20 protein-coding genes are annotated in these 26,333 nt (G+C 38.4%); 18 read left to right on the plus strand and 2 right to left on the minus strand.

Annotated features, from left to right (window positions below):
* Positions 1–67 precede the first annotated feature (67 nt).
* From pcrA to pruA, 4 genes are all read left to right on the plus strand, one after another.
* The gene (gene pcrA / locus CZ490_RS19615) at positions 68–2,296 is read left to right on the plus strand and encodes a DNA helicase PcrA (RefSeq protein WP_077620428.1); all 2,229 of its coding nucleotides are present in this window, start codon (positions 68–70) and stop codon (positions 2,294–2,296) included.
* A gap of 19 nt (positions 2,297–2,315) precedes the next feature.
* Positions 2,316–4,322 carry an NAD-dependent DNA ligase LigA gene (gene ligA, locus CZ490_RS19620; protein ID WP_077620429.1) on the plus strand — a complete coding sequence of 669 codons (2,007 nt, stop codon included), beginning with the start codon at positions 2,316–2,318 and terminating at the stop codon, positions 4,320–4,322.
* 12 nt (positions 4,323–4,334) lie between these two features.
* A complete protein-coding gene (locus tag CZ490_RS19625) occupies positions 4,335–5,558 on the plus strand; it encodes a CamS family sex pheromone protein (RefSeq protein ID WP_077620430.1) in 1,224 nt (407 codons plus the stop codon).
* Positions 5,559–6,232: 674 nt separating this feature from the next.
* Positions 6,233–7,780 (plus strand): L-glutamate gamma-semialdehyde dehydrogenase, encoded by a 1,548-nt coding sequence (pruA, locus tag CZ490_RS19630; RefSeq protein WP_077620431.1) that lies wholly within the window; start codon positions 6,233–6,235, stop codon positions 7,778–7,780.
* Positions 7,781–7,854: 74 nt separating this feature from the next.
* Here pruA and CZ490_RS19635 read toward each other — a convergent pair whose 3' ends face one another.
* Entirely contained in the window at positions 7,855–8,157 is a 303-nt protein-coding gene (locus CZ490_RS19635) for a heme biosynthesis protein HemY (RefSeq protein ID WP_077620432.1), read from the minus strand.
* 462 nt (positions 8,158–8,619) lie between these two features.
* On the opposite strand from CZ490_RS19635, the gene putP reads away from it, so the two are divergent.
* On the plus strand, positions 8,620–10,134 hold the full coding sequence (gene putP / locus CZ490_RS19640; protein WP_077620433.1) for a sodium/proline symporter PutP: 1,515 nt from the start codon (positions 8,620–8,622) through the stop codon (positions 10,132–10,134).
* A 64-nt stretch (positions 10,135–10,198) separates the two neighbouring features.
* Here the strand turns inward: putP and CZ490_RS19645 are convergent, their stop codons facing one another.
* On the minus strand, positions 10,199–10,507 hold the full coding sequence (locus CZ490_RS19645; RefSeq protein ID WP_407639816.1) for a thioredoxin family protein: 309 nt from the start codon (positions 10,505–10,507) through the stop codon (positions 10,199–10,201).
* Between the two features lie 343 nt (positions 10,508–10,850).
* Here CZ490_RS19645 and CZ490_RS23160 point away from each other — a divergent pair, with 343 nt between their 5' ends.
* The 13 genes from CZ490_RS23160 to CZ490_RS19715 all read left to right on the plus strand — a co-directional run bounded on the left by CZ490_RS23160 (position 10,851) and on the right by CZ490_RS19715 (position 26,276).
* Positions 10,851–12,857, plus strand: coding sequence for a methyl-accepting chemotaxis protein (locus tag CZ490_RS23160; protein WP_159439991.1), 2,007 nt, complete (start codon positions 10,851–10,853; stop codon positions 12,855–12,857).
* Between the two features lie 145 nt (positions 12,858–13,002).
* On the plus strand, positions 13,003–13,293 hold the full coding sequence (gatC, locus tag CZ490_RS19655) for an Asp-tRNA(Asn)/Glu-tRNA(Gln) amidotransferase subunit GatC (RefSeq protein WP_077620436.1): 291 nt from the start codon (positions 13,003–13,005) through the stop codon (positions 13,291–13,293).
* A gap of 14 nt (positions 13,294–13,307) precedes the next feature.
* Positions 13,308–14,765 (plus strand): Asp-tRNA(Asn)/Glu-tRNA(Gln) amidotransferase subunit GatA, encoded by a 1,458-nt coding sequence (gatA, locus tag CZ490_RS19660; RefSeq protein WP_077620437.1) that lies wholly within the window; start codon positions 13,308–13,310, stop codon positions 14,763–14,765.
* Between the two features lie 14 nt (positions 14,766–14,779).
* The gene (gene gatB / locus CZ490_RS19665; RefSeq protein ID WP_077620438.1) at positions 14,780–16,210 is read left to right on the plus strand and encodes an Asp-tRNA(Asn)/Glu-tRNA(Gln) amidotransferase subunit GatB; all 1,431 of its coding nucleotides are present in this window, start codon (positions 14,780–14,782) and stop codon (positions 16,208–16,210) included.
* Positions 16,211–16,314: 104 nt separating this feature from the next.
* Positions 16,315–16,572 (plus strand): DUF3949 domain-containing protein, encoded by a 258-nt coding sequence (locus tag CZ490_RS19670; RefSeq protein WP_077620439.1) that lies wholly within the window; start codon positions 16,315–16,317, stop codon positions 16,570–16,572.
* 154 nt (positions 16,573–16,726) lie between these two features.
* Positions 16,727–17,257, plus strand: coding sequence for an RNA polymerase sigma factor (locus CZ490_RS19675; protein WP_234987263.1), 531 nt, complete (start codon positions 16,727–16,729; stop codon positions 17,255–17,257).
* Entirely contained in the window at positions 17,254–17,694 is a 441-nt protein-coding gene (locus tag CZ490_RS19680) for an anti-sigma factor (protein WP_142255405.1), read from the plus strand. Before CZ490_RS19675 ends, CZ490_RS19680 begins: the two co-directional genes overlap by 4 nt.
* Positions 17,691–18,773, plus strand: coding sequence for a hypothetical protein (locus CZ490_RS19685; protein WP_077620442.1), 1,083 nt, complete (start codon positions 17,691–17,693; stop codon positions 18,771–18,773). The genes CZ490_RS19680 and CZ490_RS19685 overlap by 4 nt, the downstream gene beginning before the upstream one ends.
* Complete coding sequence (locus tag CZ490_RS19690) at positions 18,773–19,726, plus strand: hypothetical protein (protein ID WP_077620443.1); 954 nt, start codon at positions 18,773–18,775, stop codon at positions 19,724–19,726. The genes CZ490_RS19685 and CZ490_RS19690 overlap by 1 nt, the downstream gene beginning before the upstream one ends.
* A gap of 213 nt (positions 19,727–19,939) precedes the next feature.
* Positions 19,940–20,842, plus strand: coding sequence for a diacylglycerol kinase (locus CZ490_RS19695; protein WP_077620444.1), 903 nt, complete (start codon positions 19,940–19,942; stop codon positions 20,840–20,842).
* A gap of 448 nt (positions 20,843–21,290) precedes the next feature.
* Positions 21,291–22,664, plus strand: coding sequence for a 23S rRNA (uracil(1939)-C(5))-methyltransferase RlmD (rlmD, locus tag CZ490_RS19700; RefSeq protein ID WP_077621119.1), 1,374 nt, complete (start codon positions 21,291–21,293; stop codon positions 22,662–22,664).
* Positions 22,665–23,339: 675 nt separating this feature from the next.
* Positions 23,340–24,716 carry a class II fumarate hydratase gene (locus tag CZ490_RS19710; RefSeq protein WP_077620446.1) on the plus strand — a complete coding sequence of 459 codons (1,377 nt, stop codon included), beginning with the start codon at positions 23,340–23,342 and terminating at the stop codon, positions 24,714–24,716.
* Positions 24,717–24,836: 120 nt separating this feature from the next.
* A complete protein-coding gene (locus CZ490_RS19715; RefSeq protein WP_077620447.1) occupies positions 24,837–26,276 on the plus strand; it encodes an MFS transporter in 1,440 nt (479 codons plus the stop codon).
* The last annotated feature ends 57 nt before the right edge of the window (positions 26,277–26,333 follow it).

Here is a 26,333-nt window from a genome sequence, read left to right on the forward strand (position 1 = left end):
GGAAATTGATTTAAAAATCAGTTAAAATAGAACGTACATTCGATAAGAAAAAGGGACGGTGAAGAAGTTGCAATTTTTAAGTGACAAATTGTTATCAGGATTGAATGCAGAACAACAAGAAGCAGTTAAAGCAACGGATGGCCCACTTCTCATTATGGCTGGAGCGGGAAGTGGAAAGACGCGAGTTCTGACACACCGGATTGCCTATTTGATGGTGGAAAAGGAAGTAGCACCATGGAATATATTAGCGATTACCTTCACAAATAAAGCAGCTCGAGAAATGAAGGAACGTGTCCAAGGAATTCTCGGGGGTGCAGCTGAGGATATTTGGATTTCAACTTTCCACTCAATGTGTGTTCGAATTTTACGAAGAGATATCGATCGCATGGGATTTACTCGTAATTTTTCAATATTAGATACAACCGACCAATTATCAGTTATTAAAAACATCTTGAAAGAAAAAAACATTGACCCTAAAAAGTTTGACCCTCGCTCAATCCTTGGGTCCATTAGTAGTGCAAAGAATGAGCTACAAACACCGGAAGATTATGAGAAAACTGCGGGTGGAATGTATGAGCAGATAGTCAGTGATGTCTATAAGTTATACCAAAAGAAACTACGCAAAAACCAAGCTCTCGACTTTGATGATTTAATTATGACCACCATCCAGTTATTCCAGCGAGTTCCAGATGTATTGGAATATTATCAACGTAAGTTTCAATATATTCATGTAGATGAGTATCAGGATACAAACCGGGCCCAGTACATGCTCGTGAAACTACTTGCTTCACGGTTCCAGAACTTATGCGTTGTGGGTGATTCGGATCAGTCGATCTATCGCTGGCGTGGTGCGGACATCGCGAATATCCTTTCATTTGAAAAAGACTACAAAAGTGCAAAAGTGATTATGCTTGAACAAAATTATCGTTCAACAAAGCTAATCTTACAGGCGGCAAATGAAGTTATTCAAAATAATATGAACCGTAAGCCAAAGAATCTTTGGACAGAAAACGATGAGGGTAAAAAGATTTCTTATTATCGAGCTGATAGTGAATCTAGCGAGGCACAATTTGTAGCGGGAAAAATACGGGAGCTGGTAGATGGGGGTAAGCGTACCTATAAAGACATCGCAATTTTATATCGCACAAATGCACAATCCCGTGTAATGGAGGAAGTCTTACTTAAATCCAATATTAATTACCAAATCGTCGGCGGTATCAAGTTCTATGATCGTAAAGAAATCAAGGATATCTTGGCGTACCTACGTGTCATTGCAAACCCGGACGATGATATTAGCTTAGCTAGAATAATAAATGTACCGAAGCGTGGAGTGGGTGCAACCTCTATTGATAAAATTGCAAACTATGCGATTGCACAAGATTTGTCGATGTTCCAGGCATTGCAAGAGGTTGAGCAAATTGGCTTAAGTGCGAAAATCACGAAATCATTACGTGAATTTAGAGACCTCATTCATAATTGGGGCCAAATGCAAGATTATCTTTCTGTCACGGAATTGGTTGAAAATGTATTAGAGAAGATTGAATATGTTGAAATACTAAAAGCAGAAAAAACACTTGAATCTCAGAGTCGTATTGAGAATATTGAAGAATTTTTATCTGTTACGCAAAACTTTGAGAAATCAAATGATGATAAAAGTCTTGTCGGTTTCCTAACTGACCTAGCCTTAGTTGCTGACATTGATAAGCTAGATGAAGATGAGAATGATAAAAATAATGCAGTTGTTCTTATGACTCTACACTCTGCGAAGGGACTAGAGTTCCCGGTTGTATTTTTAATGGGCATGGAAGAAGGAGTCTTTCCGCATAGTCGATCTCTTATGGAAGAGGCAGAGATGGAAGAAGAGCGTAGGCTTGCTTATGTTGGAATAACGAGGGCAGAAGAAGAACTCTTTTTATCGAATGCTCAAATGAGAACCTTGTATGGTCGGACGTCAATGAATCCAGTATCACGGTTCATTGCGGAAATTCCGGAAAACCTTATTGAGGATTTAGGTGAGCAACGTAGACAGCAAATGCGGACTCCGTTTTCTTCGTCGCCATCACCATCAAGACAACCAGAACGTAAGGTTTTCTCAAAGCCTATCACACAATCCGCCGGTGGTGATGAAATTGGCTGGAAAGTTGGAGACAAGGCGGAGCATAAAAAATGGGGAATAGGTACGGTTGTCAGTGTAAAAGGAGAAGGAGAATCGAAGGAACTAGATATCGCATTTCCAAGTCCAACAGGAATCAAACGATTGCTTGCAAAATTCGCTCCAATCACTAAGTCAAATTAAGAAAGCGTGGGTTTGATGTATGGAAAAAGTGGCAGCAGAGCAACGAGTTCATGAACTTCATGAGTTATTAAATCAGTACAATTACGAATACCATGTGTTGGATAAGCCCTCTGTACCAGATGCTGAATATGACCGATTAATGCGTGAGTTACTTCAACTTGAGGATGAATTTCCTGAATTAAAAACGGAAGATTCGCCATCGGTCCGCGTCGGTGGACAGGTACTGGATTCTTTTCAAAAAGTAGAACACCAAATTCCTATGTTAAGTTTAGGAAATGCCTTTAACGAACAGGATTTACGTGACTTTGATCGTCGAGCCCGCCAAGCCGTCGGGGAATCTCTTTCATATGTGTGTGAGCTTAAAATTGATGGTCTTGCAGTGTCATTACGCTATGAACAAGGTCGCTTCGTGCAGGGGTCGACACGTGGTGATGGAACAATTGGAGAAGATATCACGGTTAACCTGAAGACGATCCGCTCAATTCCGCTTCGTTTAAATAAGGAAATTGATATTGAGGTGCGTGGAGAAGCATTTATGCCAAGAAATTCCTTTGAAAAGCTAAATGCAGTGCGGCTTCAAAATGAGGAAGAGCCATTTGCTAATCCAAGAAATGCAGCGGCAGGTTCATTACGCCAGCTTGATCCGAAAATTGCGGCAAGTCGTAATCTAGATATCTTTTTGTATAGCATAGCAGATACACGAAATTTAGGGGTCGATTCACATAGTGATGGCCTTGATATGCTTGATAAGGTTGGATTTAAAACAAACCCTGAACGCAGAAAGTGTACCACGATTGAGGAAGTCCTCGATTATATTAAAGAATGGACTGAGAAGCGTCCATCTCTTAAGTATGATATTGACGGAATTGTTATTAAAGTTGATTCGTTTGATCAACAAGATGAACTTGGATTTACAGCTAAAAGTCCAAGATGGGCAATTGCTTATAAATTCCCAGCCGAAGAGGTAGTAACGAAGCTGATTGATATCGAGTTAAGTGTTGGTAGAACTGGAGTTATTACGCCAACAGCTATCCTCGAGCCTGTTCGAGTTGCAGGTACCACAGTCCAGCGTGCATCCCTTCATAATGAGGATTTAATTCGTGAAAAGGATATTCGCATAGGTGATTCAGTTGTTGTGAAAAAGGCGGGAGACATTATCCCTGAGGTGGTAAATGTCCTTGTTGAAAACCGAACGGGTGAAGAGATTGAGTTTTTAATGCCGACTCATTGTCCTGAATGTGAGAGTGAGTTGGTACGCCTAGATGGTGAGGTCGCTTTACGCTGTATGAATCCAAAGTGCCCTGCACAGATTCGGGAAGGCTTAATCCATTTTGTCTCTAGAAATGCAATGAATATTGATGGCCTAGGAGAAAAGGTTATTTCTCAACTATTTGATGAACAACTAATCTCTGATGTTGCGGATATTTATACGTTAACAAAGGAACAGCTGATTAAACTTGAACGGATGGGTGAAAAATCAGCAGATAACTTGCTTAGTGCAATTGAAGTTTCGAAAGCAAATTCTTTAGAAAAACTATTATTTGGTTTAGGCATACGTCATGTTGGAGCAAAGGCAGCAAAGACGTTAGCTCAGCACTTTGAAATAATGGAGAAATTGCAGGTAGCAACAAGAGAAGAACTCACGGCTATCAATGAAATAGGTGAAAAAATGGCAGACGCAATTGTCACCTATTTTGAGCTACCGGAGGTCCATGACCTATTAAATGAACTACGTGAATATGGCATTAATATGGAATATAAGGGGCCGAAGCTAGTCTCGGTAGAAGGTAGTGATTCCTACTTTGCAGGAAAGACCATCGTACTTACAGGAAAGCTAGAGCAGATGTCAAGAAATGAAGCAAAAGCAGAAATTGAGGCGCTTGGTGGAAAGGTTACGGGAAGCGTTAGTAAAAGTACGGATCTTTTGATTGCAGGTGAAGCAGCGGGATCAAAACTTACAAAAGCTGAACAGCTTCAAATTGAAATTTGGGATGAGGATAGACTGGTACAAGAACTAAGGAAGTAAGAGGTGCTCGGATTGAAAAACCTATTTATTATAGGGTTGTCGGTTTTACTTCTACTATCTGGATGTGCTCCTAGATTTGACCAAGAGACAGAGGTCATTCAGGATCCAGATAAAAAGGGCGAAAAAGCGATAATACCTAGGTACAATATTTCAGATTCCTATTATAAAGCAGTCATCCCTTATAAAGTAGGGAAAGCAAGAGGGATGGTTGCAGCTGGTATTAACAATCGTTTGGATATTGATGAGTTTGAAACAGGATTGATGCGAATCGCTCAAGACTCCTTTCCTGCAAATAAATACTTTTTCCAAGAAGGACAGTATTTAGAAAAGGAAACAGTCCGGGATTGGCTAAAACGAAAAAGATCTCCAGCACAGCAAGATGCTCATGAAACAAATACAGCTAAAGCAAATAAAACAAAGAAAAAGGAACTACCTAATGTAGGATTAAATCCAGTTTTTGATACTGCTGATACAGATCCTGAGTACGAGACTGCAATGAAAGAAAATCCAATATATATTGCCACAATTACAGAACAGAATTATCTCATTAAAAACAATGAAGATAAGTTAGAAATTGGTGGTGTTGTTATTGGTATTGGGATGAATTCACACCATTATTATAACTTACCTGCAGGAATGGGCGGATATCCAAGAGATGTGGAAATTTCGGACGCCGAAATCGAAAGTGAAGGTAAAAAAGCAGCTGAAGAAATTATCAATCGTATTCGAACTGAGGGTGAATATGAAAGCATTCGTAATATCCCAATAGTCATTGCTTTATATAGACAAGAAGCGGTTAACTCTGTTGCCCCAGGTAATTTTATAATGAAAGCCAAGGTCGATGCCAACTCCTCGAAGATTGGAAAATGGGAGACAATAAATGAGGAGTATTATTTCTTTCCTTCATCAAAAGCGAAGGAGAACTATCGCGAGGACTCCTTAATGGTTCAAAACTTTTCAGATGCAATTGCTGATTTCTTCCCTAACTTTACGGCTGTTGTTGGAAAGGGGTTCTATAAGAATGACGAGCTACAAGAGCTAACCCTTACCATTCCAATGCAGTTCTACGGTAAAGCAGAAGTTATCGGGTTCACACAATATATAACAGGCCTAATTATGGAGCACTTTGAAAACTACATCTCCCTTCAGGTCTATATAGAATCTGATAGCGGAGCTGAAAGTGTCATCATACGTGATGCAGGCGAAAGTGAACCTACTGTACATGTCTATAACTAAACAGATAAGGTTTCGGCTCAGGAACCAAGGCAGTAAATTACATTGCATTTTAGCGTGAATTCACATATGAGTTCACGCTTTACTTATGCGGAATCTATTACTGCCTGTAGGTGGTCATCACGTTCTTTCTCCATCACCCTTAGAAGTAGAACAATTAAATATCAAAATTCATTATAGGTATTTTAATCAAGCCGAGATCTTGGTTAAACTGAATTAGAGTCATAATTAATTCCTCCTCATTGTTTTCTTCGCTGTTAACATTGTAGACATGAGGAATTGATTTGACTCATTTTGTTTTTACACAATTATACGGACTTAATCAAGCCCCGCCTTTGCTTGTCCAAAGATACCTAAACCTTCAAACCTTGCAGCGATAGTTACACCTTCTTGTCTAATAATTTTCTGGAGTTATTTCTAAAAGTGGCTTTCTTAACACACAAATTTTTGGTTGTTTGAAAAGTGATAACATATGCAATTTTGATAGGTTAGTAGGGCTGTTTACAATCCAAAATGGAACCCGTTGACACCAGGTAAACTCTGGTTTAGGGTTTTACAGGGTTCGACAACATTCCTATTAAATTAAATAGATGGAATATTGTGAAGTTTGAAGTAAGCGCTTTATTTTAGTAGAATGTAAGTGTTTAGTATAAAGACTACAAGGGAGGCGAAGTAGCATGGTAGTACCATATAAGCATGAGCCATTTACTGATTTTTCAATTGAAGAGAATAAGAAAGCGTTCGAGGCCGGTCTTGAAACTGTAGAATCATATTTAGGTAATGATTATGATCTGATTATTGGTGGTGAACGCATCTCGACCAAAGATAAAATCGTCTCTGTTAACCCTGCGAATAAAGCAGAGGTAGTAGGCAGTGTTTCGAAAGCCAATCGTGAGTTAGCTGAAAAAGCAATGCAGGTTGCCGATGAAACATTCAAAACATGGAGAAAATCAAGCCCTGAAATGCGTGCTGATATTCTTTTTAGAGCTGCAGCAATTGTACGCCGTCGCAAACATGAGTTTTCTGCTTTACTTGTAAAAGAAGCAGGTAAACCATGGAATGAGGCGGATGCAGACACAGCCGAAGCAATTGACTTTATGGAGTATTATGGGCGTCAAATGTTGAAATTAAAGGACGGGATTCCAGTAGAAAGCCGTCCGATTGAGCATAATCGTTTTACTTATATCCCTCTAGGTGTTGGGGTTATTATTTCACCTTGGAATTTTGCGTTTGCTATTATGGCAGGAATGACAACAGCTGCCTTAGTGTCAGGTAACACTGTACTGCTAAAGCCGGCTAGTACAACGCCTATAGTTGCCGCAAAATTCATGGAAGTTCTTGAAGAAGCGGGGTTACCGGCTGGAGTTGTAAACTTTATTCCTGGAAGTGGATCTGAAGTTGGTGACTACCTAGTCGACCATGCCAAAACTCGCTTTATCAGCTTTACAGGTTCTCGTGATGTGGGATTACGTATTTATGAGCGTGCTTCTAAATTAAATGATGGCCAAATTTGGTTAAAACGCGTAATCGCTGAAATGGGCGGTAAAGATACAATCGTAGTTGATAAAGAAGCTGACTTAGAACTAGCAGCCAAATCAATCGTTGCATCTGCATTTGGGTTTTCAGGACAGAAATGTTCAGCTTGTTCACGTGCAGTTGTGTTAGAGGATGTATATGATGAGGTTTTAAACCGAGCTGTTGAATTAACTAAGGAATTAACAGTAGGTGATACTACTCACCAAGCAACATATATGGGACCGGTTAATGACCAAGGTGCCTATGACAAGATTATGGGCTATGTTGAGATTGGAAAGAAAGAGGGAAAACTTCTTCATGGAGGAACAGGTGATGATTCCAAAGGCTGGTTTATACAACCAACAATCTTCGCCGATGTGGATGAAGATGCACGTATCATGAAAGAAGAAATATTTGGTCCTGTAGTGGCCTTCTGTAAAGCTCGTGATTTCGACCATGCAATTGAAATTGCAAATAACACAGAGTATGGTTTAACAGGTGCCGTTATTTCAAATAACCGTGCAAATATTGAAAAGGCAAAAGAAGACTTCCACGTAGGGAACCTTTACTTTAATCGTGGGTGTACAGGAGCTATTGTAGGGTACCAACCTTTTGGGGGCTTTAATATGTCCGGAACAGATTCAAAAGCAGGTGGCCCTGATTACCTTCTTCTTCACATGCAAGCCAAAACAATTTCTGAAATGTTGTAAAATAGAGGCGCCCTCTCGATTCGAGAGGGCGTTGTTCATTTTGTATCTTTGAATCAGGGTCTTGCGCTTTTCTATTAATGGTGGTGATGTCCTTTTTTGGGATTTGTAATTACGAATTGTTCCTCGGGAACATAGAAGAATTGGATCCAAACACCATCCAAAAATTCAGCATCCCTAGTATCTAGAAGAACCTCGATATCTTTATCAGTTTTGACAATTTCATCATGCTCTGTAGGATTATCAAATTGAAGTGCATAATGTGCGTGATCACCATGCATCTCTGTAATAACAACGCGGAGCATTTTGCCTTCGGCTTCCTCACTTTCGATCATTTTCTTCATTATTTTTGCAGCATTACGATTAATTTTAACGTTCATGTTGAATCTCCCATTTCTATAAAAAATTTATATTACTTATTTTCTCAGTATTTCTGATAAATAACAAATATATAGCTTCTTTCTGGAAAAAGTTCAACTTAATTTTATTCGTTTTCATGAATAGATATTAGGTTAATAGATTCATACGGTTTAAATTAATGCAAATTATTGGATATTTATACATTGGTAACTATTTGTTTGATAATTCACCCTGTTCTGAAAATGATAATATGTTACGATTAATTGGTGTTTTTCTTTATTTGCAGCAATTGTCGAAAAGTCACAATTATCATTAAATTGTATAAGGCTGCATAGGGATAAGAAACAAGGGTTTTAGGGGGGTGAAAGAGTGGAGTATAGCTTATCAGGTGCTACATGGTTCTGGTTGTTCGTGCCAATGCTTTCGTTAATTGTACTATCAGCTATCACATTATTTACTGACAAAGGAGAGGATGTCTAAACATGGATATTAATCCACAAACATTAACAGCAATTATCGTATATCTTGTAGGAATGCTTGTAATCGGTATCCTAGCTGCAAGAATGACCAAAAATTTAACTGATTATGTACTGGGTGGAAGAAGATTAGGTGCTGGGGTTGCAGCTTTAAGTGCTGGTTCTTCGGACATGAGTAGTTGGCTCATGCTTGGTTTACCTGGTGCAATGTATGCAAGTGGAATGGGTGAAATATGGCTCGCCGTTGGTTTAGCGGTCGGTGCGTATCTGAATTGGCAATTTATTGCGAAGCCATTCCGTGTATATACTGAGGTTGCAAAAGATTCAATCACGGTTCCCGATTATTTAGAAAATCGATTCCGAGACGGATCAAAACTACTACGTGTAATTTCCGCAATTGTTATCTTAGTGTTTTTTACCTTCTACACTTCTGCAAGTCTTGTAGGTGGAGCTATTCTACTAGAAAGCTCGTTTAAAATGGACTATGAACTTGCCCTTTGGGTTGGAGCTGCCGTTATACTTTCCTATACATTTTTTGGTGGATTCCTAGCAGCAAGTTGGACTGACTTTGTTCAAGGAATTTTAATGTTTTTAGCATTAATCATTATTCCAATTGTTGTCATCTTTGAACTAGGTGGTTGGGGTGAAACTGTAAATAAAATTGGAGCCATTGATCCATCTTATTTAGACGTTATGTCTGGTGCTACTACACTAGGTATCATTTCGTTATTAGCGTGGGGACTAGGATATTTTGGTCAGCCACATATCATCGTTCGATTTATGGGAATTAAATCGACGAGGGAAATTCCAAAAGCTCGTTTTATCGGGATGACTTGGATGGTTCTCTCATTATTTGGTGCAATCTTTATTGGTTTCACTGGTATTGCTTATTTTGCAGATGCACCATTAGCAAATTCAGAGACTGTTTTCATTGCATTTTCACAAGTTTTATTTAACCCTTGGGTGGCAGGATTCTTATTAGCAGCAATTTTAGCAGCTATTATGAGTACTGTTGATTCTCAGTTACTTGTTTCATCAAGTGCTTTGACTCAGGATTTCTATAAAGCTATCTTTAAAAAGAATGCAGGTCGTAAAGAAGAAATGTGGGTTGGGCGAATTGCAGTTCTCGTGATTGCGGTAGTTGCTATTTTACTAGGTTATGATCGAGAAAGTAAGATTTTAGATTTAGTTGGTTATGCATGGGCAGGATTTGGAGCTGCATTTGGTCCTGTTATCATTCTCTCCCTTTTCTGGAAACGGATGAATCGTTGGGGAGCATTGGCTGGAATGATCGTAGGAGCAGTTACAGTTGTTGTCTGGAGTATTTTATCTACACCTAAATTGAATGATGCTGGAGAGGTTATAAGGGAGGCTGTCATTCCATTTAGTTTGTATGAAATCGTTCCAGGTTTCCTACTTGCCTTAATTTCAATAATTGTTGTCAGCTTGGTTACAAAAGCACCATCTCAAGAAATACAGGATGAATTTGATGCTGTAAAAGAAAAACTGAAAAATGCGTAAATAATCGTAATATAGTAAGAAAAAGGCCGTTACTGCAAAAATGCTGTAACGGCCTTTCTAATGTTTAAATCCCTAATCCTTCAAGATATTCATTCACTTGTTCTGGGGTTTTTGCATTTGCACTGTGTAAGTGTCCAAGCTTTTCTCCGCCTTTATAGTAAAGCAAACTTGGAATTCCCATTACATTATATTTTTCTGCGATCTCAGGGAACTCGTCTTTATCCATGCTGTACCAAGTCACACTATTGTGATTTTCGATAATTTCCCCAATAAAAGCCTCTAGGCGTCGGCAATCAGGACACCAGGTTGTATCAAATTTAATAATCGCACCATCAGAATTTATAACTTCACTAAATTTTTCTACAGAAGTAATTTTCTCCACTTTTATCACTCCATATCCAGTATTTTGCAATCTTACTATAACAAATTCCACACCTAAAAGGAAAATTATCTGCCCTCAACCCATCTATTTGGAATTAACTGGTAGTAAGGATTATTTCACGAATAAAAACCCTTACATGCAACTTTCGACAAATATACACAAAACCTCACAAAATATAGGCCTTAACGCCTAATTTTCGTTGTCGAAATCTATTGAATGAGATACAATTTAAGATAGCGATTACATAATTTCGGAGATACCGAGAATTGAACTAATGTTTAATTTTCAATCCAGTCTTTGTCGTATAGATCATATAGGAGATGGTGGAATTTTAATGAAGAAAGTAATGAAGTTTTTAAAGCGATTTCAAAGACGAGAATACAAGGTTCAGAAGGATAGAACAAGAGGTATTTCACTAAAGACAAGAATCATTATCTTTTTTATTTTATTCAGTTTTATACCTAGTGCAATTATTGGAAACGTTGTCTATTTTGTCTCAAAGGGAGAAATTGAGTCAAAAGTATCTGAGATGAATGAAGAAATTGTGCATCAGGTTACCAAGAACGTAAATAATAGTATTTCAGAGCTTGAGAGTCTAATCCTTTTACCAATATCCAATTCAGATTTATTAAATTCAATCAAATTAAATAGTGATTTATCTGATTACGAACAAGTACAAAATGATAGAAAGATTTCAGAATATCTACAAGCTATTCAGTTTTCAAATTCTAATGTGAAGTCATTACTGTTTTTAGATAATGAAGATAAATTCTATAATAAAACGATCGAAGATACTTTTGATATTGATACGTTTTATAACACGGGAATTGCAGAGAAGGTTGAAAACCATCAAGGTAAAGCTCTTTGGATCCCTGAATTGGACGAGGAGAAGAAAGTGATTTATCTCTTTAAAAAGGTGAAAGGCCACGGAACGTTAATATTAGCTGCGGATCCTGCTATATTCCAAGGGGTTTTTGATTCGACTAGTGATTCCTCTGAACGTGAGATAGCAATTATAAATGAAGAAAATAGGATTGTCGCAAGTAATAATGAAGCTATTATAGGAGCTGACATCACTTCCAATCAGAAAAATAATAACAATGAGTACTTGACGTCAGATATGGAAAGTTCAAATGGTTGGAAAGTTAGTGTGTCCACGTCAAAATCATATTTGTTGAATGAGATTAATGATGTAATCTATCTCGTATTTCTAATTATCATTGGTTTTGTTCTACTATCAGTAATTGCTGGTGTCTTGCTCGCTTCAAGTATGACAAAGCCAATAACAAGAATTGTAGATTTAATGAAACAAGCTGAAACAGGAGATCTAACAAACCGTGCAGAGTATGTGAAAAGGAATGAGATTGGTCAACTAGGTCGAAGTTTCAATACAATGCTTGATAATATAAAAGCGGTTCTAAATGAAAATAAGAGAATTTCTACTTATGCAGTTGATAGTTCACATCAATTAAAGCAAATTGCAACCGAAGCAAGTGAAGCGTCTATTCAGATTGGCGCTGCGATTGAAGAAGTAGCAAAAGGTGCAACTGTTCAAGTTGATTTTGCTGAAAAAACTAGTCAAGAAATGCAAATGCTATCTGACGAAATTAATGATGTAGCCACGAACATGACTAAGGTTTCGGATGTAACCTCCGCAACGAGACAAGTGAGTGGGCGGTCGATTGAAGCTATAAAAGAATTGACGGCGAAGAATGAAAAAATGGCTGTTAATATTCACCAAGTTGATCAAACGATTACAGCCTTAAATAAAGAGATTATGCAAATTCGTAATATCATCGAAATAATAAAAAGCATCAGTGATGAAACAAATCTGTTATCCTTAAATGCAAGTATTGAGGCAGCGCGCGCTGGTGAAGCGGGACGTGGTTTCTCTGTTGTGGCGCAAGAAATTAGAAAGCTAGCAGATCAATCAAAAACATCATCAAATAAAATAGAGAAGGTTATTGAAGGTATACTCCTTCAGACTGAAAAGACAGTTGACTTGGTAAGGAAATCCATTCAATTATTTGAAGAGCAAACCGAGTCCGTCACCGATACACAGCAGTCCTTTGAGAGTATTTTGCATGGCACAAATTCAATTATCAATGAGATTGAGTTTATTGAAGAATCAATTGGTAAAATACACAAAAACAAAGAAACAGTCGAAAGTTCGATTACTAAAATGATTGAGATTGCCGAAATTTCCTCTTCAACAACACAAGAGGTAAATGCAACCACCGAAGAACAACTAGCTTCTGCAGAGGAGTTAGATCATTTTGCACTCTCGCTATCTGATACTATTTCCGAACTTCAAACGATGATTAACAAATTTAAAATTTAACATGATAAAACAGGGAACTTGGACAACTCCCTGTTTATTTTTATATGCCAAACTATTTCCTAACCGAATAAGGAAGGAAATGTTGCCGAAAGCGTACAATTTTTGATATTATCAGTATATTGTATGGCCGGTGGAGGTGAAGGAAATGTCGAGAATTTCGATTGAAGAAGTAAAGCATGTTGCAAACTTAGCACGTTTAGCTGTAACAGAAGACGAAGCAAAGATGTTCCAACAACAGTTAGATGCAATTATTTCATTTGCTGAGCAATTAAATGAATTAGATACAGAAAATGTGGCGCCGACTTCACATGTTCTTCCCGTAAAAAATGTAATGCGTGAGGATGTCGCAAAAGAAGGATTACCTGTTAATGAAGTATTGAAAAATGCACCAGATGCGAAGGATGGTCAATTTCGTGTACCATCTATTATTGAATAAAGGGGGGAGAAAAGGTGTCACTATTTGATCATAAAGTCTCAGAATTACACTCACTATTAAACAAAAAAGAAATTTCAGTTTCAGACCTTGTAGATGAATCATACAAGAGAATCAGTGCAGTTGATGACAAAGTACAAGCCTTTCTTTCATTAAATGAAGAAAATGCAAGAGAATACGCAAAACAACTAGATGCTGCGCTTGGCAATGGTGATGAAGTAGGTCTTTTATTCGGAATGCCAGTCGGTATTAAAGATAACATCGTAACGAAAGGTATTCGTACAACAGCTGCAAGTAAAATTCTCAAGAATTTTGATCCGATCTATGATGCGACGGTTGTTCAAAAGCTTCAGAAGGAGCAAACGGTAACCGTTGGTAAGCTAAATATGGATGAGTTTGCGATGGGTTCATCAAATGAAAACTCTAGCTTCAAGGTAACGAAAAACCCATGGGATCTCGAGCGTGTTCCAGGAGGATCTAGTGGTGGTTCTGCTGCTGCGGTTGCTGCAGGGGAAGTACTGTTCTCATTGGGTTCAGATACAGGCGGATCAATCCGTCAGCCAGCAGCGTTTTGTGGTGTTGTTGGACTAAAACCTACGTATGGCAGAGTATCACGTTTTGGATTGATTGCATTTGCATCATCACTAGATCAAATCGGGCCAGTTACTCGAACAGTCGAAGACAATGCCTATCTTTTACAGGCGATTTCTGGTGTGGATTCAATGGATGCAACCTCGGCAAATGTCGATGTACCAAACTACGTATCTGCCCTAACTGGTGATGTTAAAGGACTTAAGATTGCCGTTCCAAAGGAATACCTTGGTGAAGGTGTGAATGAAGAAGTACGTCAATCAGTACTTGATGCGTTAAAGGTACTCGAAGGACTTGGAGCAACTTGGGAAGAAGTATCACTTCCGCATTCTAAATATGCACTTGCTACATATTACTTACTATCTTCATCAGAAGCATCTGCAAACCTAGCACGCTTTGACGGTGTTCGTTATGGATACCGTACAGATAATGCAGAGAATCTTATTGAGATGTACAAGCAAACGAGAAGTGAAGGCTTCGGTGATGAAGTAAAACGTCGTATCATGCTTGGAACGTTTGCACTTAGCTCAGGTTATTATGATGCTTATTATAAAAAGGCGCAAAAAGTCCGTACATTAATTAAGAAAGACTTTGAAGATGTCTTTGAAAAATACGATGTAATAATTGGACCAACTACACCAACACCAGCATTTAAAATTGGTGAAAACACGAAGGACCCACTTACAATGTATGCGAATGATATTCTGACCATCCCAGTCAACCTTGCGGGTGTACCTGGAATATCCGTTCCTTGTGGCTTCTCAAATGGTTTACCGCTTGGACTCCAAATCATTGGAAAGCATTTTGATGAAAGTACGATCTATCGTGTTGCTGATGCGTTCGAAAAGGCAACCGACCATCATAAACAAAAACCACAATTGTAAGGGGGGAAAACAAGATGAAATTTGAAACAGTAATTGGGTTAGAGGTTCACGTCGAACTTAAGACCGAGTCTAAAATATTTTCAAGTGCACCGAATGAATTTGGAGCTGCTCCTAATACCAACACAAGTGTTGTTGAACTAGGATATCCAGGTGTTCTACCGGTTGTAAATAAAAAAGCAGTTGAATGGGCTATGAAGGCAGCGATGGCATTAAACTGTGAGATTAATCAGGAAACGAAGTTCGACCGAAAAAATTACTTCTATCCGGATAATCCAAAAGCCTACCAAATCTCTCAGTTTGATAAGCCAATTGGTGAAAATGGCTGGATTGATATTGAAGTGAACGGTGAAACGAAAAGAATCGGAATCACGCGTCTTCACCTAGAGGAGGATGCTGGTAAACTGACTCACTCAGGAAGAGGGTATTCATTAGTTGATTTAAACCGACAAGGGACACCCTTGATTGAAATTGTATCAGAGCCAGACATCAGAACGCCTGAAGAGGCATATGCTTACTTGGAAAAATTAAAATCAATCGTTCAATATACTGGTGTATCTGATTGTAAAATGGAAGAAGGCTCACTTCGCTGTGATGCTAATATCTCGTTACGTCCAGTGGGTCAGAAAGAGTTTGGTACTAAAACCGAGCTTAAAAATCTAAACTCATTTGCATTCGTTAAAAATGGTCTTGAGTATGAAGAAATTCGTCAGGCGGAAGTTCTATCTGCAGGTGGAGTAATTGAGCAGGAAACTCGTCGTTATGATGAATCTTCAAAGTCAACGATCTTAATGCGTGTGAAAGAAGGTTCAGATGACTACCGCTATTTCCCTGAGCCAGACTTAGTGGAACTTTATATTGATGATGAGTGGATGGAACGAGTTCGAGCAGAAATTCCAGAGCTTCCAGATGCTCGTAAAAAGCGATATATTGAAGAGCTAGGTCTTCCTGAATACGATGCCGCAGTACTTACAGTAACTAAGGAAACTTCCGATTTCTTTGAGGAAACAGTAGCAAACGGTGCAGATGCAAAACAGGCGTCTAACTGGATAATGGGCGAGGTTTCAGGTTATTTAAATGCAGAGCAGAAAGAATTACACGAGATCGCATTAGCACCTACGAGCCTCGCAGGCATGATCAAGCTAATCGAAAATGGAACAATCTCCTCTAAAATCGCCAAAACAGTATTTAAGGAATTAATTGAAAATGGCGGAGATGCGGAAAGCATTGTAAAGGAAAAGGGACTAGTTCAAATCTCTGATGAGGGTGCTCTAACCAAGATTGTTGTCGAGGTTATTGGGAACAACCCACAATCCGTAGAAGACTTTAAGAACGGAAAAGGGAAAGCTATTGGATTCCTTGTTGGTCAAGTTATGAAACAAACAAAAGGACAAGCTAACCCACAAATGGTAAATAAAATTCTAGCTGAAGAATTGAATAAACTTTAAATCTTAAAGGGCCTATCTTAAAAAAAGATAGGCCATTTTTGAAACTTTTTTTGGTTGTTAATCGTAAAATAGAAAAGTGGTTTTAAACTAAAGGGGGGCTTAGGATGAGTGACGGGTTTATTTTTTATATAATTGGTGGCGTTCTTCTTCTTTATATTTTAATTATGATTCCAATCCAGTACCGAAATATTGAGGCAACAAAACAGGAAATCAAGAGAACGAATAAAACACATAACGAAATGTACGAAAACAAGTCATTCGAGGAACAACAATTGCAGTTTAACCTTCAAGGAAGCCTACTAAACCTACCATCTACTTTAATTGCTACATTAATCTATAAAATACTCCATCGAAATAAATAATGTTATTCAGCAGACCTTCATTTATTGGAGGTCTTTTTCTTTTGCAAAAAAACTTTTAAACTTTTTTTGTAAAAACTGTAGGGTATAGTAGGTGTATATTCGTCTAATTAGGTAGAAAGAGAGAAAGGGGGAGAGCACGATTCAGGATGAGTTATTGGTTGAGAAGGCAAAAGCTGGGGATGAGCATGCTTTTCGTTTGTTAGTTGAGAAATATAAGAATCTAGTATTCAAGGCGATTTATTCTGTTTTACGTCATGAAAAGGATGCAGAGGATGCTACCCAAGAAGTATTTCTTAAAATCTATTATGCTCTCCCCCGGTACAGCTCTCAGGGGATTAAAGCGTGGATGACTCGAATAGCAGTGAACCATGCTATCGATGTTAAACGGAAGAAACAACGACAGCGTGAGGTGGTTCTCGATTCTGATGATGTCTATGTACTTCCATCGTCCGAGGAAAATAGCGATATCCCCCTATTAAAACAAGAACAAAGGGAACTCGTCAAAAACCGGTTGAATCATATGCCAGCGAATTATCGTGAAGTAATTGAAGCTTATTACATAGCAGAAAAAAGCTATAAACAAATAGCAAAGGAACAACAGGTAGAGGTGAAGACAATCGAGACGAAGTTATATCGAGCTCGAAATTGGATGAAAAAACATTGGAAGGAGGAAGATTTTTGGTGAAACATTTTAAGAGTGAAGAGTGGTTGTTGTACATTAAGGACGAATTAGCAGAAGTAAAGCGAGAAGAACTCGAAAATCACTTATTTTCCTGTGACCAATGTTTGGAAGTATATATGAGCTTAATTGAGAATCAGGCCGAGGAATTACCCGATATTGTAAATGCTAGCTTTACAGATGACGTGATTCTAAAGCTTTTGATAAAAAAGGAAAACCAAAAGAGGTCTTTTTTACAAAGCCCAATCTTTCATTACGGAGTCGCTGCAGCTGTAACGTTGACGTTAATGTCGACTGGTGTCTTCCAAAGTATGACAAGTATCCTTGGCACGGTGGAGGCATCTAGCTTTGCGAAGGAAAGGCATTCTGTTTCAGATAACTTGATGGAAAAAGCGTTATCGCTTTTTAACATAATTGATATTCAGGAGGAGGGAGAAAAATGAATTATAATCCAGTACTGGCATTTTTTCTATCGTTTATTCCAGGGGTTGGACATTTTTACGTAAATCGCAAGGTTAGAGGGTTTTTATATGGAATGGGTGCTTTTGTCCCATTATTTTTTATCATTTTTCTTTTCGTTATGGGTGGTTATTATGGTGATGAGATATTTGTCGGATTATTATTTTCATTCTTTGTTACGGTAATCAATGTGTTAGATATGATTTTATTTTTATTGAAAAAGAACAAACATCATCAGCAGGTTGGAGAAGAACAAATGGTTCTGAATCGAACGGACGATTCAGAACGTTTCTATACCATTATTCTTTCGTTTATCCCCGGTTTAGGGCATTTTCAATTAGGATTGTTAAACCGTGGGCTGACATTTCTAATCGGTTTTTTTGGATTAGGGACGATGGTTGTATTTATTTCAATCTTTACTGACCAAGGCGCATTCTTAGTGTTTTTAGGGATTCTACCGATTCTTTGGGTATACAATATGTTCGATGCGATTCAACTGGTCGGGAAGAAACAACGTGGAGAAGAGCTAGTAGACAAGACGATTATTGAAGATTTTGAGGATACAAGACGTGAGCAGGGACGCAAAAGCAAAACTCTAGCAACAATTTTAGCGATTTTTCCAGGGGCTGGGCATATGTATCTTGGACTGCAAAAACGTGGTATACAGTTAATGGCAGCCTTTTTATTCGGGATTTACATTTTAGATGTACTCAGGTTATCGTTGTTCCTATTTTTAATCCCGATTATTTGGTTTTACAGCTTTTTTGATGCCCTCCAAAAGGTTTCTAAGCATGGTGAAGAGGATCTTGAAGATGTGCCGGTTGTTTCGTATATTGTAAATCATCAAAAGTGGGTAGGATTTGGGCTTATTGCGTTAGGTCTCTATTATTTACTTGTGAATGTTGTGCTGCCTACGGTTGGTCCAATGGTCATGGAAGCATTTAATTTTGATATACACAATTTTTACTACAATTACCTCCAAGGCACAATTATCTGCATTCTGTTAATTGGTGGTGGATTGAAGCTAATGATAGGAAATAAAAAACGGAAGGAGAATGCATAATGAGAAAATGGCGAGTGGGCTCTGTGTCGATGGGTTTATCTTTATTTCTATTAGGTATTCTTCTTTTCTTATCACAGCTAAAAGGAATGAGCATGATGGAGCCACTACTTGTGTGGTGGCCACTCATTCTCATCGTTTTAGGAATTGAGATTGTTTTATATCTTATATTGTCCAAACAGGAGAATCCAATCGTAAAATACGATATTTTAAGTATTTTCTTTGTAGGGGTAATCGGGACGATTGGGATCGGGTTCACTCTACTATCATCAATAGGGCTTATTGAGGAGGTTCAAGGTGCGATTGGCGCAGAGCAACGTTCGATGGATTTACCTGCTGTTAGCGAAACCCTGGAAAGCAATATCATGAGGATCGTCCTTGAAACAAACGGAGTTCCTAGCAAAATTGAAGGGTCAACTGCGAATGAACTACATGTATTTGGTTTATACCGTGCAACGGTCCATCCAAAAGAAAAACCACTTATCACTGAAACGGGTGACTATGTACAAACAAAGGTAGTTGGGGATACCATGTATGTAACATTGAAAGAGCCAACAGATAAAATAGGACCATTTTCTACGTATACTACAATGGAGCCAACGATTATTGTACCCAGTTCCATTCAGCTAGAGGTTCGTGGTCAGCATAGTCCTGTTTCACTTTACCCTGGCTCACTTGAAAACAACTGGATTGTAGATGGAGCCTCTGATGTAATGGTTCATATAAATGATAAGAGCAACATCTTATTATCTGCCGTTTCTCAAAATGACCTTGATAATGGAAATGTAGCATGGGATAAAATCGATACAACGGACCGTGACCGTATTGATGAGGTGTATGAGGAAAGTACCACTGAAAAATTATACAAGGGAACGAAAAAGCTAGGTGAAGGAACTTATAAGTTATCCATTTTTAATAGTGATCTTGTTACTGTAAATCTAGTTGAAAAACTTTAAGTGATATGTGCGCTTTGATTTCGGTCAAAGCGCATTTTTGAATACGTAGCTACGTATAAAGGGCAACATAATAGTGTTTTTTGAATATAAATGATATAGTAGAAGGGCAAGAAGGAATTGGATTATTTTGTTAATATCTAAATTGATAAAATGGTTTGGATAAGCTATGATGTAAAAATAAACAAATGATTATCTTATTTTAGGATGATGAAAATGAAAAGAGCTCGAATTATATATAATCCAACCTCTGGAAGGGAGTTATTTAAAAGACATCTTCCTGAGGTATTAGAAAAGCTAGAACGAGCAGGCTATGAAACGTCATGCCATGCCACAACTGGTGCTGGTGATGCAACAAATGCTGCTCGAATCGCGGTTGAAAGAAAGTTTGACCTCGTTATCGCTGCAGGTGGCGATGGAACAATAAATGAGGTTGTAAATGGCTTAGCCCAGCAGGAGTATCGTCCGACACTAGGTATTATTCCAGTTGGTACGACAAATGACTTTGCACGTGCGATTGGGGTTCCTCGGAATATTGATGGAGCCTGTGATGTGATTGTCGAGGGTAACTCAGTTCCGATTGATATAGGCAAAGTAAGTGACAAATATTTCATTAATATTGCTGGCGGCGGAAGGTTAACCGAACTAACCTATGAGGTACCGAGTAAGCTTAAGACCATGCTTGGCCAGTTAGCATACTACTTAAAAGGCATGGAGATGCTACCGTCAATTCGTCCGACAGAAGTCAGTATTGAATATGACGGGAAGCTATTTGAGGGTGAAATCATGTTATTCCTTGTCTCCTTAACAAATTCTGTCGGGGGCTTTGAAAAACTAGCACCAGATTCCTCACTGAATGATGGCCTGTTTGATCTGTTAATTTTAAAAAAGGCAAACTTAGCTGATTTTATCAAAGTGGCGACGCTCGCTATTCGTGGTGAGCATATTAATGATCCGCACGTGATTTACACGAAAGCCAATCGAATAAAAGTAAACCCAACCGAAAAAATGCAAATTAATTTAGACGGTGAGTACGGTGGCCTTCTACCAGGCGAATTTGTGAATTTGTATAAACATATTAATGTGTTGGTATCGAAAGAAAAAGCAGAGAACATGTAAAAAAGATCTGGCGTATGCCGGATTTTTTTGTGTTGAGAGTTTATTTATGGGGTGAGCGCTAGGAAAAGTGGCTCATCAGGTTCGTAAGTGGAAGAAATTAGAGAAAGTGAACCGGTAAAGAGGTTTAACAGGTTCGCAAATGGAATAAATTAGGAAAAGATGAACCAACAAAGAGGATTATCGGGTTCGCATCTGGATGAAATTAGGAGAAAGCATACTAGAAAAGTGTATTTACAGGTTCACAAATGGAATAAATTAGGAGAAAGTGAACCAGCAAAGAGGTTTAACATGTCCGTATCCGGATAAAATCAACAAAAACAATCCAGCAACAGCAGAAGCTGTACAAAATTCCCTCTCAACAACGTATCTTCTTAACAAATTGGCACAGTACATCCCCAATATGGTACAATCAGTTCAGCATTTTGAACGCAAAGGAAGAAAAAATACTATGACAAAACTCAAACCCCCAGTGGAAAAAAATACATACTATGATGTCACGTTCGAGGACCTTACCCACGACGGAGCGGGTGTCGCGAAGATCGAGGGCTTTCCGATTTTTGTTCAGAACGGTTTACCGGATGAGAAAGCGAAAATCAAAATAACGAAGGTTAAAAAAGGCTACGGATACGGACGGTTAATCGAACTGTATGAAGAAAGTAGATATCGGGTAGATGCCCCCTGTCCAATATATAGAGAATGTGGCGGCTGTCAGCTCCAGCATGTAAGTTATGAGGGCCAGTTGATTGCGAAGCAAAAACAGGTCCAAGGAGTGTTAACTCGAATCGGTAAGTTGCAAGATGTAGAGGTTCATCCTGTTTTAGGGATGGAGAATCCTTGGCGCTATCGGAATAAAGCGCAGGTACCGGTTGCGGATAGAGAAGGTGGATTAGTTGCAGGATTCTACCAACAACGAAGCCATGAAATTATCGATATGGAAGCCTGCCTCATTCAACAGGAAAAAAATGATATGGTTGTGCAAACGGTAAAGACAATCTGTGAAAAATATGGGATACAAGCCTATGATGAAAAAAACAACAAAGGTGTACTCCGTCATATTATGGCACGCTATGGTCTAGTTTCGGGTGAAGTAATGGTGGTTCTTATTACAAGAACGAAGAAGATCCCCAATAAAGACAATATCATCTCTGATATTATTGGAAGGTTGCCAGAAGTCAAATCAATTGTCCAAAACGTCAACCACAAACAGACGAATGTAATCTTTGGCGATGAAACAAATGTCCTCTGGGGCGAAGAATATATATATGACTCAATTGGGGATATACGCTTTGCCATTTCAGCGAGATCCTTTTATCAGGTCAATCCTGAGCAAACGAAGGTCCTTTATGATAAAGCACTAGAGTATGCGGGACTAACAGGCAACGAAACCGTTATTGACGCCTATTGTGGAATTGGAACGATTTCATTATTTTTAGCACAAAAAGCAAAAAAGGTGTACGGTGTTGAAATTGTTCCAGAAGCCATTGAAGATGCGAAACGAAATGCAGCTTTAAATGACATTCATAATGCAGAGTTTGCTGTAGGTGAGGCCGAGGTGGTTATTCCGAATTGGTACAAGAATGGGGTGAAAGCTGATGTTATCGTAGTGGATCCTCCTCGTAAGGGCTGTGATGAAGCACTATTACAAACGATTTTAAACATGAAGCCCAAAAAAGTAGTGTATGTTTCCTGCAATCCAGCAACCTTGGCAAGGGACCTCAGAATTCTAGAAGATGGCGGATATGCAACAACCGAAGTACAACCAGTAGATATGTTTCCTCATACTGTCCACTGTGAAGCGGTCGCAAAATTAATATTAAAATGATATTGAAAATGAATGGAGACCAGCCCACTGAAACTAACATGTTGTTTCAGTGAGCATGGTTTTTTTATGTTTAAGCTATGTTAAAGAACTCAATTTGCATGTGATGTGTGCGAATGAATATTCTAAAAAGTAGCTTGTTTTCTATAGATGTACCATATGATAAAATAGGACCGTCAGAATTTACTAAATGAAGTGAATATGTAATAGGAAATTTTTAGAGGTGATTTCTCAATGGAAAAAAGAAGAAGATGGTGGAGTATAAGTCTACTAAAATATAGTAGTGATGTTCGTATTTATTATTTTCTAACTTTGTTTTTAATGATATTTGGAAGCAGTTTTATATTTAGGGCGTATTTTATATTACCTGATATTGATTGGAACCTTTTTATATCTGTAATAATGATTTTTACATTCATATACACTCTTACATGTTGTATTAAAAAAATGAAGAAAGAATACGAAGAAAAAGAACTTGGTTATTAAACTATATCTTAATGTCTTTACTACAGGGAACCTTTCTATGGTTCCCTTATCTTTTTGCAAAAACCAAAAATTTTTATTTAACATAGATTATTCTTAAGGGAGTTGAGACATATGTCTCGGATATTGGTTATTAGACTTCATAATGGAAATAATACCTCTAATTAAAAAAGACAATTGGAGGGAGTGAGGGAGATGGATGCATCTAACCAATATCGAATGGAAAATGACCCCCTAGGTAACATCATGGTTCCTACTTCAGCTTATTATGGTTCCCAAACTCAACGGGCTGTGGAGAATTTTCAAATAAGCGGCCTGCGGCTACCACGACCGTTTATTAGGGCCCAAGGAATTGTTAAGGCATCAGTTGCCACCGTAAATGTTGAGTTAGGGAAACTATCACCTGATTTAGGAAAAGCAATCATACACGCAGCAGAAGAAGTGATCGAAGGGAAATGGGATGAACATTTTGTTGTAGATGTCTACCAAGCAGGGGCAGGCACCTCTCAAAATATGAATACAAATGAGGTCATAGCAAAGCGTGCTACTGAAATACTAGGAGGTATACAAACAATCCATCCTAATGACCATGTCAATATGTCTCAATCGACGAATGATACTTTTCCATCCTCTGTGAATATAGCGGCAGCAGAGATGATAATCCAAGGGTTGCTCCCATCCCTTACTAAGTTGGAACAAACATTTCGAAAAAAGGCAGAACAATTCATGCCTGTCCTGAAATCAGGGCGAACCCATTTGCATGATGCTGTTCCAATTCGATTAGGCCAAGAGTTCTCCGGATATGCTGCGACAATTGGTGCGGTAGCTAGAGAGCTTCAAACTAAACTCGATTCATTGTATCAAATTGGACTTGGTGGGAATGCAATTGGGACTTCGATTAATTTAGAAGCGGAATATGCGCCAAAAGTCATTCAAGAAGTGTGTAAAAGGACGAGCCTACCTTTTCGTGAGCCACCAAACATCTTTGCTTTTATGCAAAATATGAGTGAGCCTATTCGTTGTATGTTAACGTTAAAAGAGCTGGCCGTTCATCTTATAAAAATAACAAGTGATTTACGTCTACTTAGCTCTGGACCCCGTACGGGATTTGCAGAAATAACGTTACCCTCTGTTCAACCGGGTTCGACAATCATGCCTGGTAAAGTAAACCCTGCTATTTTAGAAATGACTCATATGGTCTGTTGCCAGATAATTGGTTATGAAACTGCAGTGGCAACCGCTGGGACAGCCAGTCAATTAGAGATAAATGTGATGATGCCGATGATTGCTCATACATTTCTCCATTCAATTCAGATTTTGACAAATGCAATAGAAACGTTGGAATCTAAATGTATTAATGGAATCCAAGCAAATGAAGAACAATGCAAAAAGTGGATGGAAGAGAGTCTTGCATTAGTAACAGGGTTAAGCTCAAAAATTGGGTATGATATGGCCTCCGAAATTGGTATGCAAGCAGATGAACAAAATAAAACATTAGAACAAATTCTTCAAGAAAAAGGGTTGCTTACTGAGGATGTACGCAATGCAATTAACCCTAAAGGTATGATTTAGATTAGTTAGTGATTAATTTACCTGTATCGTCTGGGATACAGGTATTTTTTGGTGTTTCATCTCATGAATCGGATAAGTCAATCTAGTAAGGGAAATATAAGCTCAAAAGGAGGCTTAATTATGGATTCAACTTATAAAGGTACAAATAAAATGATTATTGGGATTGTATTCGGAGTTATTACATTCTGGCTATTTGCACAAGCCATGGTGAATATAGTCCCTGCTGTACAAGAAGATTTAGGGATATCACTTGGAACCTTGAATATTGCCATAAGTTTAACGGCTTTATTCTCAGGATTGTTTATCGTCGCTGCTGGTGGCCTTGCTGACAAACTAGGGCGTAAAAAAATTGCCTATTTTGGTTTTCTTTTAAGTATTGTCGGATCACTTTGTCTAGTATTAGCCCAAGGCGCTGCCTTGCTAATTATAGGGCGAATTATACAAGGGATCTCTGCTGCATGTATTATGCCATCTACAATCGCTTTAATGAAAGCTTATTTCGAGGGTGCAGAACGTCAACGTGCACTAAGTTATTGGTCAATTGGTTCATGGGGTGGATCAGGGGTCGCCTCGTTTGCAGGTGGAACCATTGCCACTTCACTTGGATGGAGATGGATTTTTATTTTTTCAATTATTTTTGCAATCGTTGGGATGTTTTTACTAAAAGATACACCTGAAAGCAAACAACCATCTACTGGTCGGTTTAGGTTTGATTACACTGGATTAGCGATTTTCATCGTAACCATGATTGCATTAAATGTATTTATTACGTACGGAGCAGATATTGGTTGGACAAGCCCTATTTCGCTGGGCCTTGTTGCTGTTACGATAATAGGATTACTATCCTTTATCAAAATAGAGAAAAGTAAGGAAGTTGTCCTTATTGATTTTGCTGTTTTTAAAAATGCACCATATACAGGTGCGACTGTTTCAAACTTCTTACTGAACGCTATCGCTGGTACATTAGTTGTAGCAAATACGTATGTACAGGTAGGGAGAGGATTTAATTCATTTCAATCCGGTATGTTGTCGTTAGGTTATTTAGTTGCGGTACTAGCAATGATTCGAGTTGGTGAGAAAATTTTGCAAAGGGTAGGTGCAAAATCTCCAATGATTTGGGGTGCCACAATTACAACAATTGGTGTAGGAATGATGGGTTTAACTTTTCTGCCTGACCTTGCTTATACAATCGTTGTGTTCATTGGATTTGCCTTATTTGGATTAGGTCTTGGGATCTATGCAACTCCATCGACAGATACATCTGTTGCAAATGCACCAGCGGAGAAGGTGGGAGAAGCAGCTGGCGTTTATAAAATGGCAAGTTCTCTAGGTAGTGCATTTGGTGTAGCGATTTCTGCTTCAGCTTACGCGGCAATAGCAGCAAACGGGAATCTAGAATTTGCAGCAACAGTAGGTATCATAGTCAATGTAATCTTCGGTGTTTTATCAATACTATCCATTATAATACTGGTTCCAAAAGACGCAGGAAAAACATCTAAAACAGTCAAACCAAGTAACGAAACCAAAAAAATAACCAAGCATAAGCCTGTTACTGAATAATTTTGTAGGTGGACACATAAACGAAGTATCTTCAAAGAAGAAAAGGAGTACAACGTA

This window comes from Litchfieldia sinesaloumensis (assembly GCF_900156865.1).
GTDB lineage: Bacteria > Bacillota > Bacilli > Bacillales > Bacillaceae_L > Ferdinandcohnia > Ferdinandcohnia sinesaloumensis.

Bases quoted from the DNA above. Each gene is read 5' to 3' on its own strand.
- ligA (WP_077620429.1), top strand. From the start codon at position 2,316: ATGGAAAAAGTGGCAGCAGAGCAACGAGTTCATGAACTTCATGAGTTA.
- pruA (WP_077620431.1), top strand. From the start codon at position 6,233: ATGGTAGTACCATATAAGCATGAGCCATTTACTGATTTTTCAATTGAA.
- CZ490_RS19635 (WP_077620432.1), bottom strand. From the start codon at position 8,157: ATGAACGTTAAAATTAATCGTAATGCTGCAAAAATAATGAAGAAAATG.
- putP (WP_077620433.1), top strand. From the start codon at position 8,620: ATGGATATTAATCCACAAACATTAACAGCAATTATCGTATATCTTGTA.
- CZ490_RS23160 (WP_159439991.1), top strand. From the start codon at position 10,851: ATGAAGAAAGTAATGAAGTTTTTAAAGCGATTTCAAAGACGAGAATAC.
- gatC (WP_077620436.1), top strand. From the start codon at position 13,003: ATGTCGAGAATTTCGATTGAAGAAGTAAAGCATGTTGCAAACTTAGCA.
- gatB (WP_077620438.1), top strand. From the start codon at position 14,780: ATGAAATTTGAAACAGTAATTGGGTTAGAGGTTCACGTCGAACTTAAG.
- CZ490_RS19670 (WP_077620439.1), top strand. From the start codon at position 16,315: ATGAGTGACGGGTTTATTTTTTATATAATTGGTGGCGTTCTTCTTCTT.
- CZ490_RS19685 (WP_077620442.1), top strand. From the start codon at position 17,691: ATGAATTATAATCCAGTACTGGCATTTTTTCTATCGTTTATTCCAGGG.
- CZ490_RS19690 (WP_077620443.1), top strand. From the start codon at position 18,773: ATGAGAAAATGGCGAGTGGGCTCTGTGTCGATGGGTTTATCTTTATTT.
- CZ490_RS19695 (WP_077620444.1), top strand. From the start codon at position 19,940: ATGAAAAGAGCTCGAATTATATATAATCCAACCTCTGGAAGGGAGTTA.
- rlmD (WP_077621119.1), top strand. From the start codon at position 21,291: ATGACAAAACTCAAACCCCCAGTGGAAAAAAATACATACTATGATGTC.
- CZ490_RS19710 (WP_077620446.1), top strand. From the start codon at position 23,340: ATGGATGCATCTAACCAATATCGAATGGAAAATGACCCCCTAGGTAAC.
- CZ490_RS19715 (WP_077620447.1), top strand. From the start codon at position 24,837: ATGGATTCAACTTATAAAGGTACAAATAAAATGATTATTGGGATTGTA.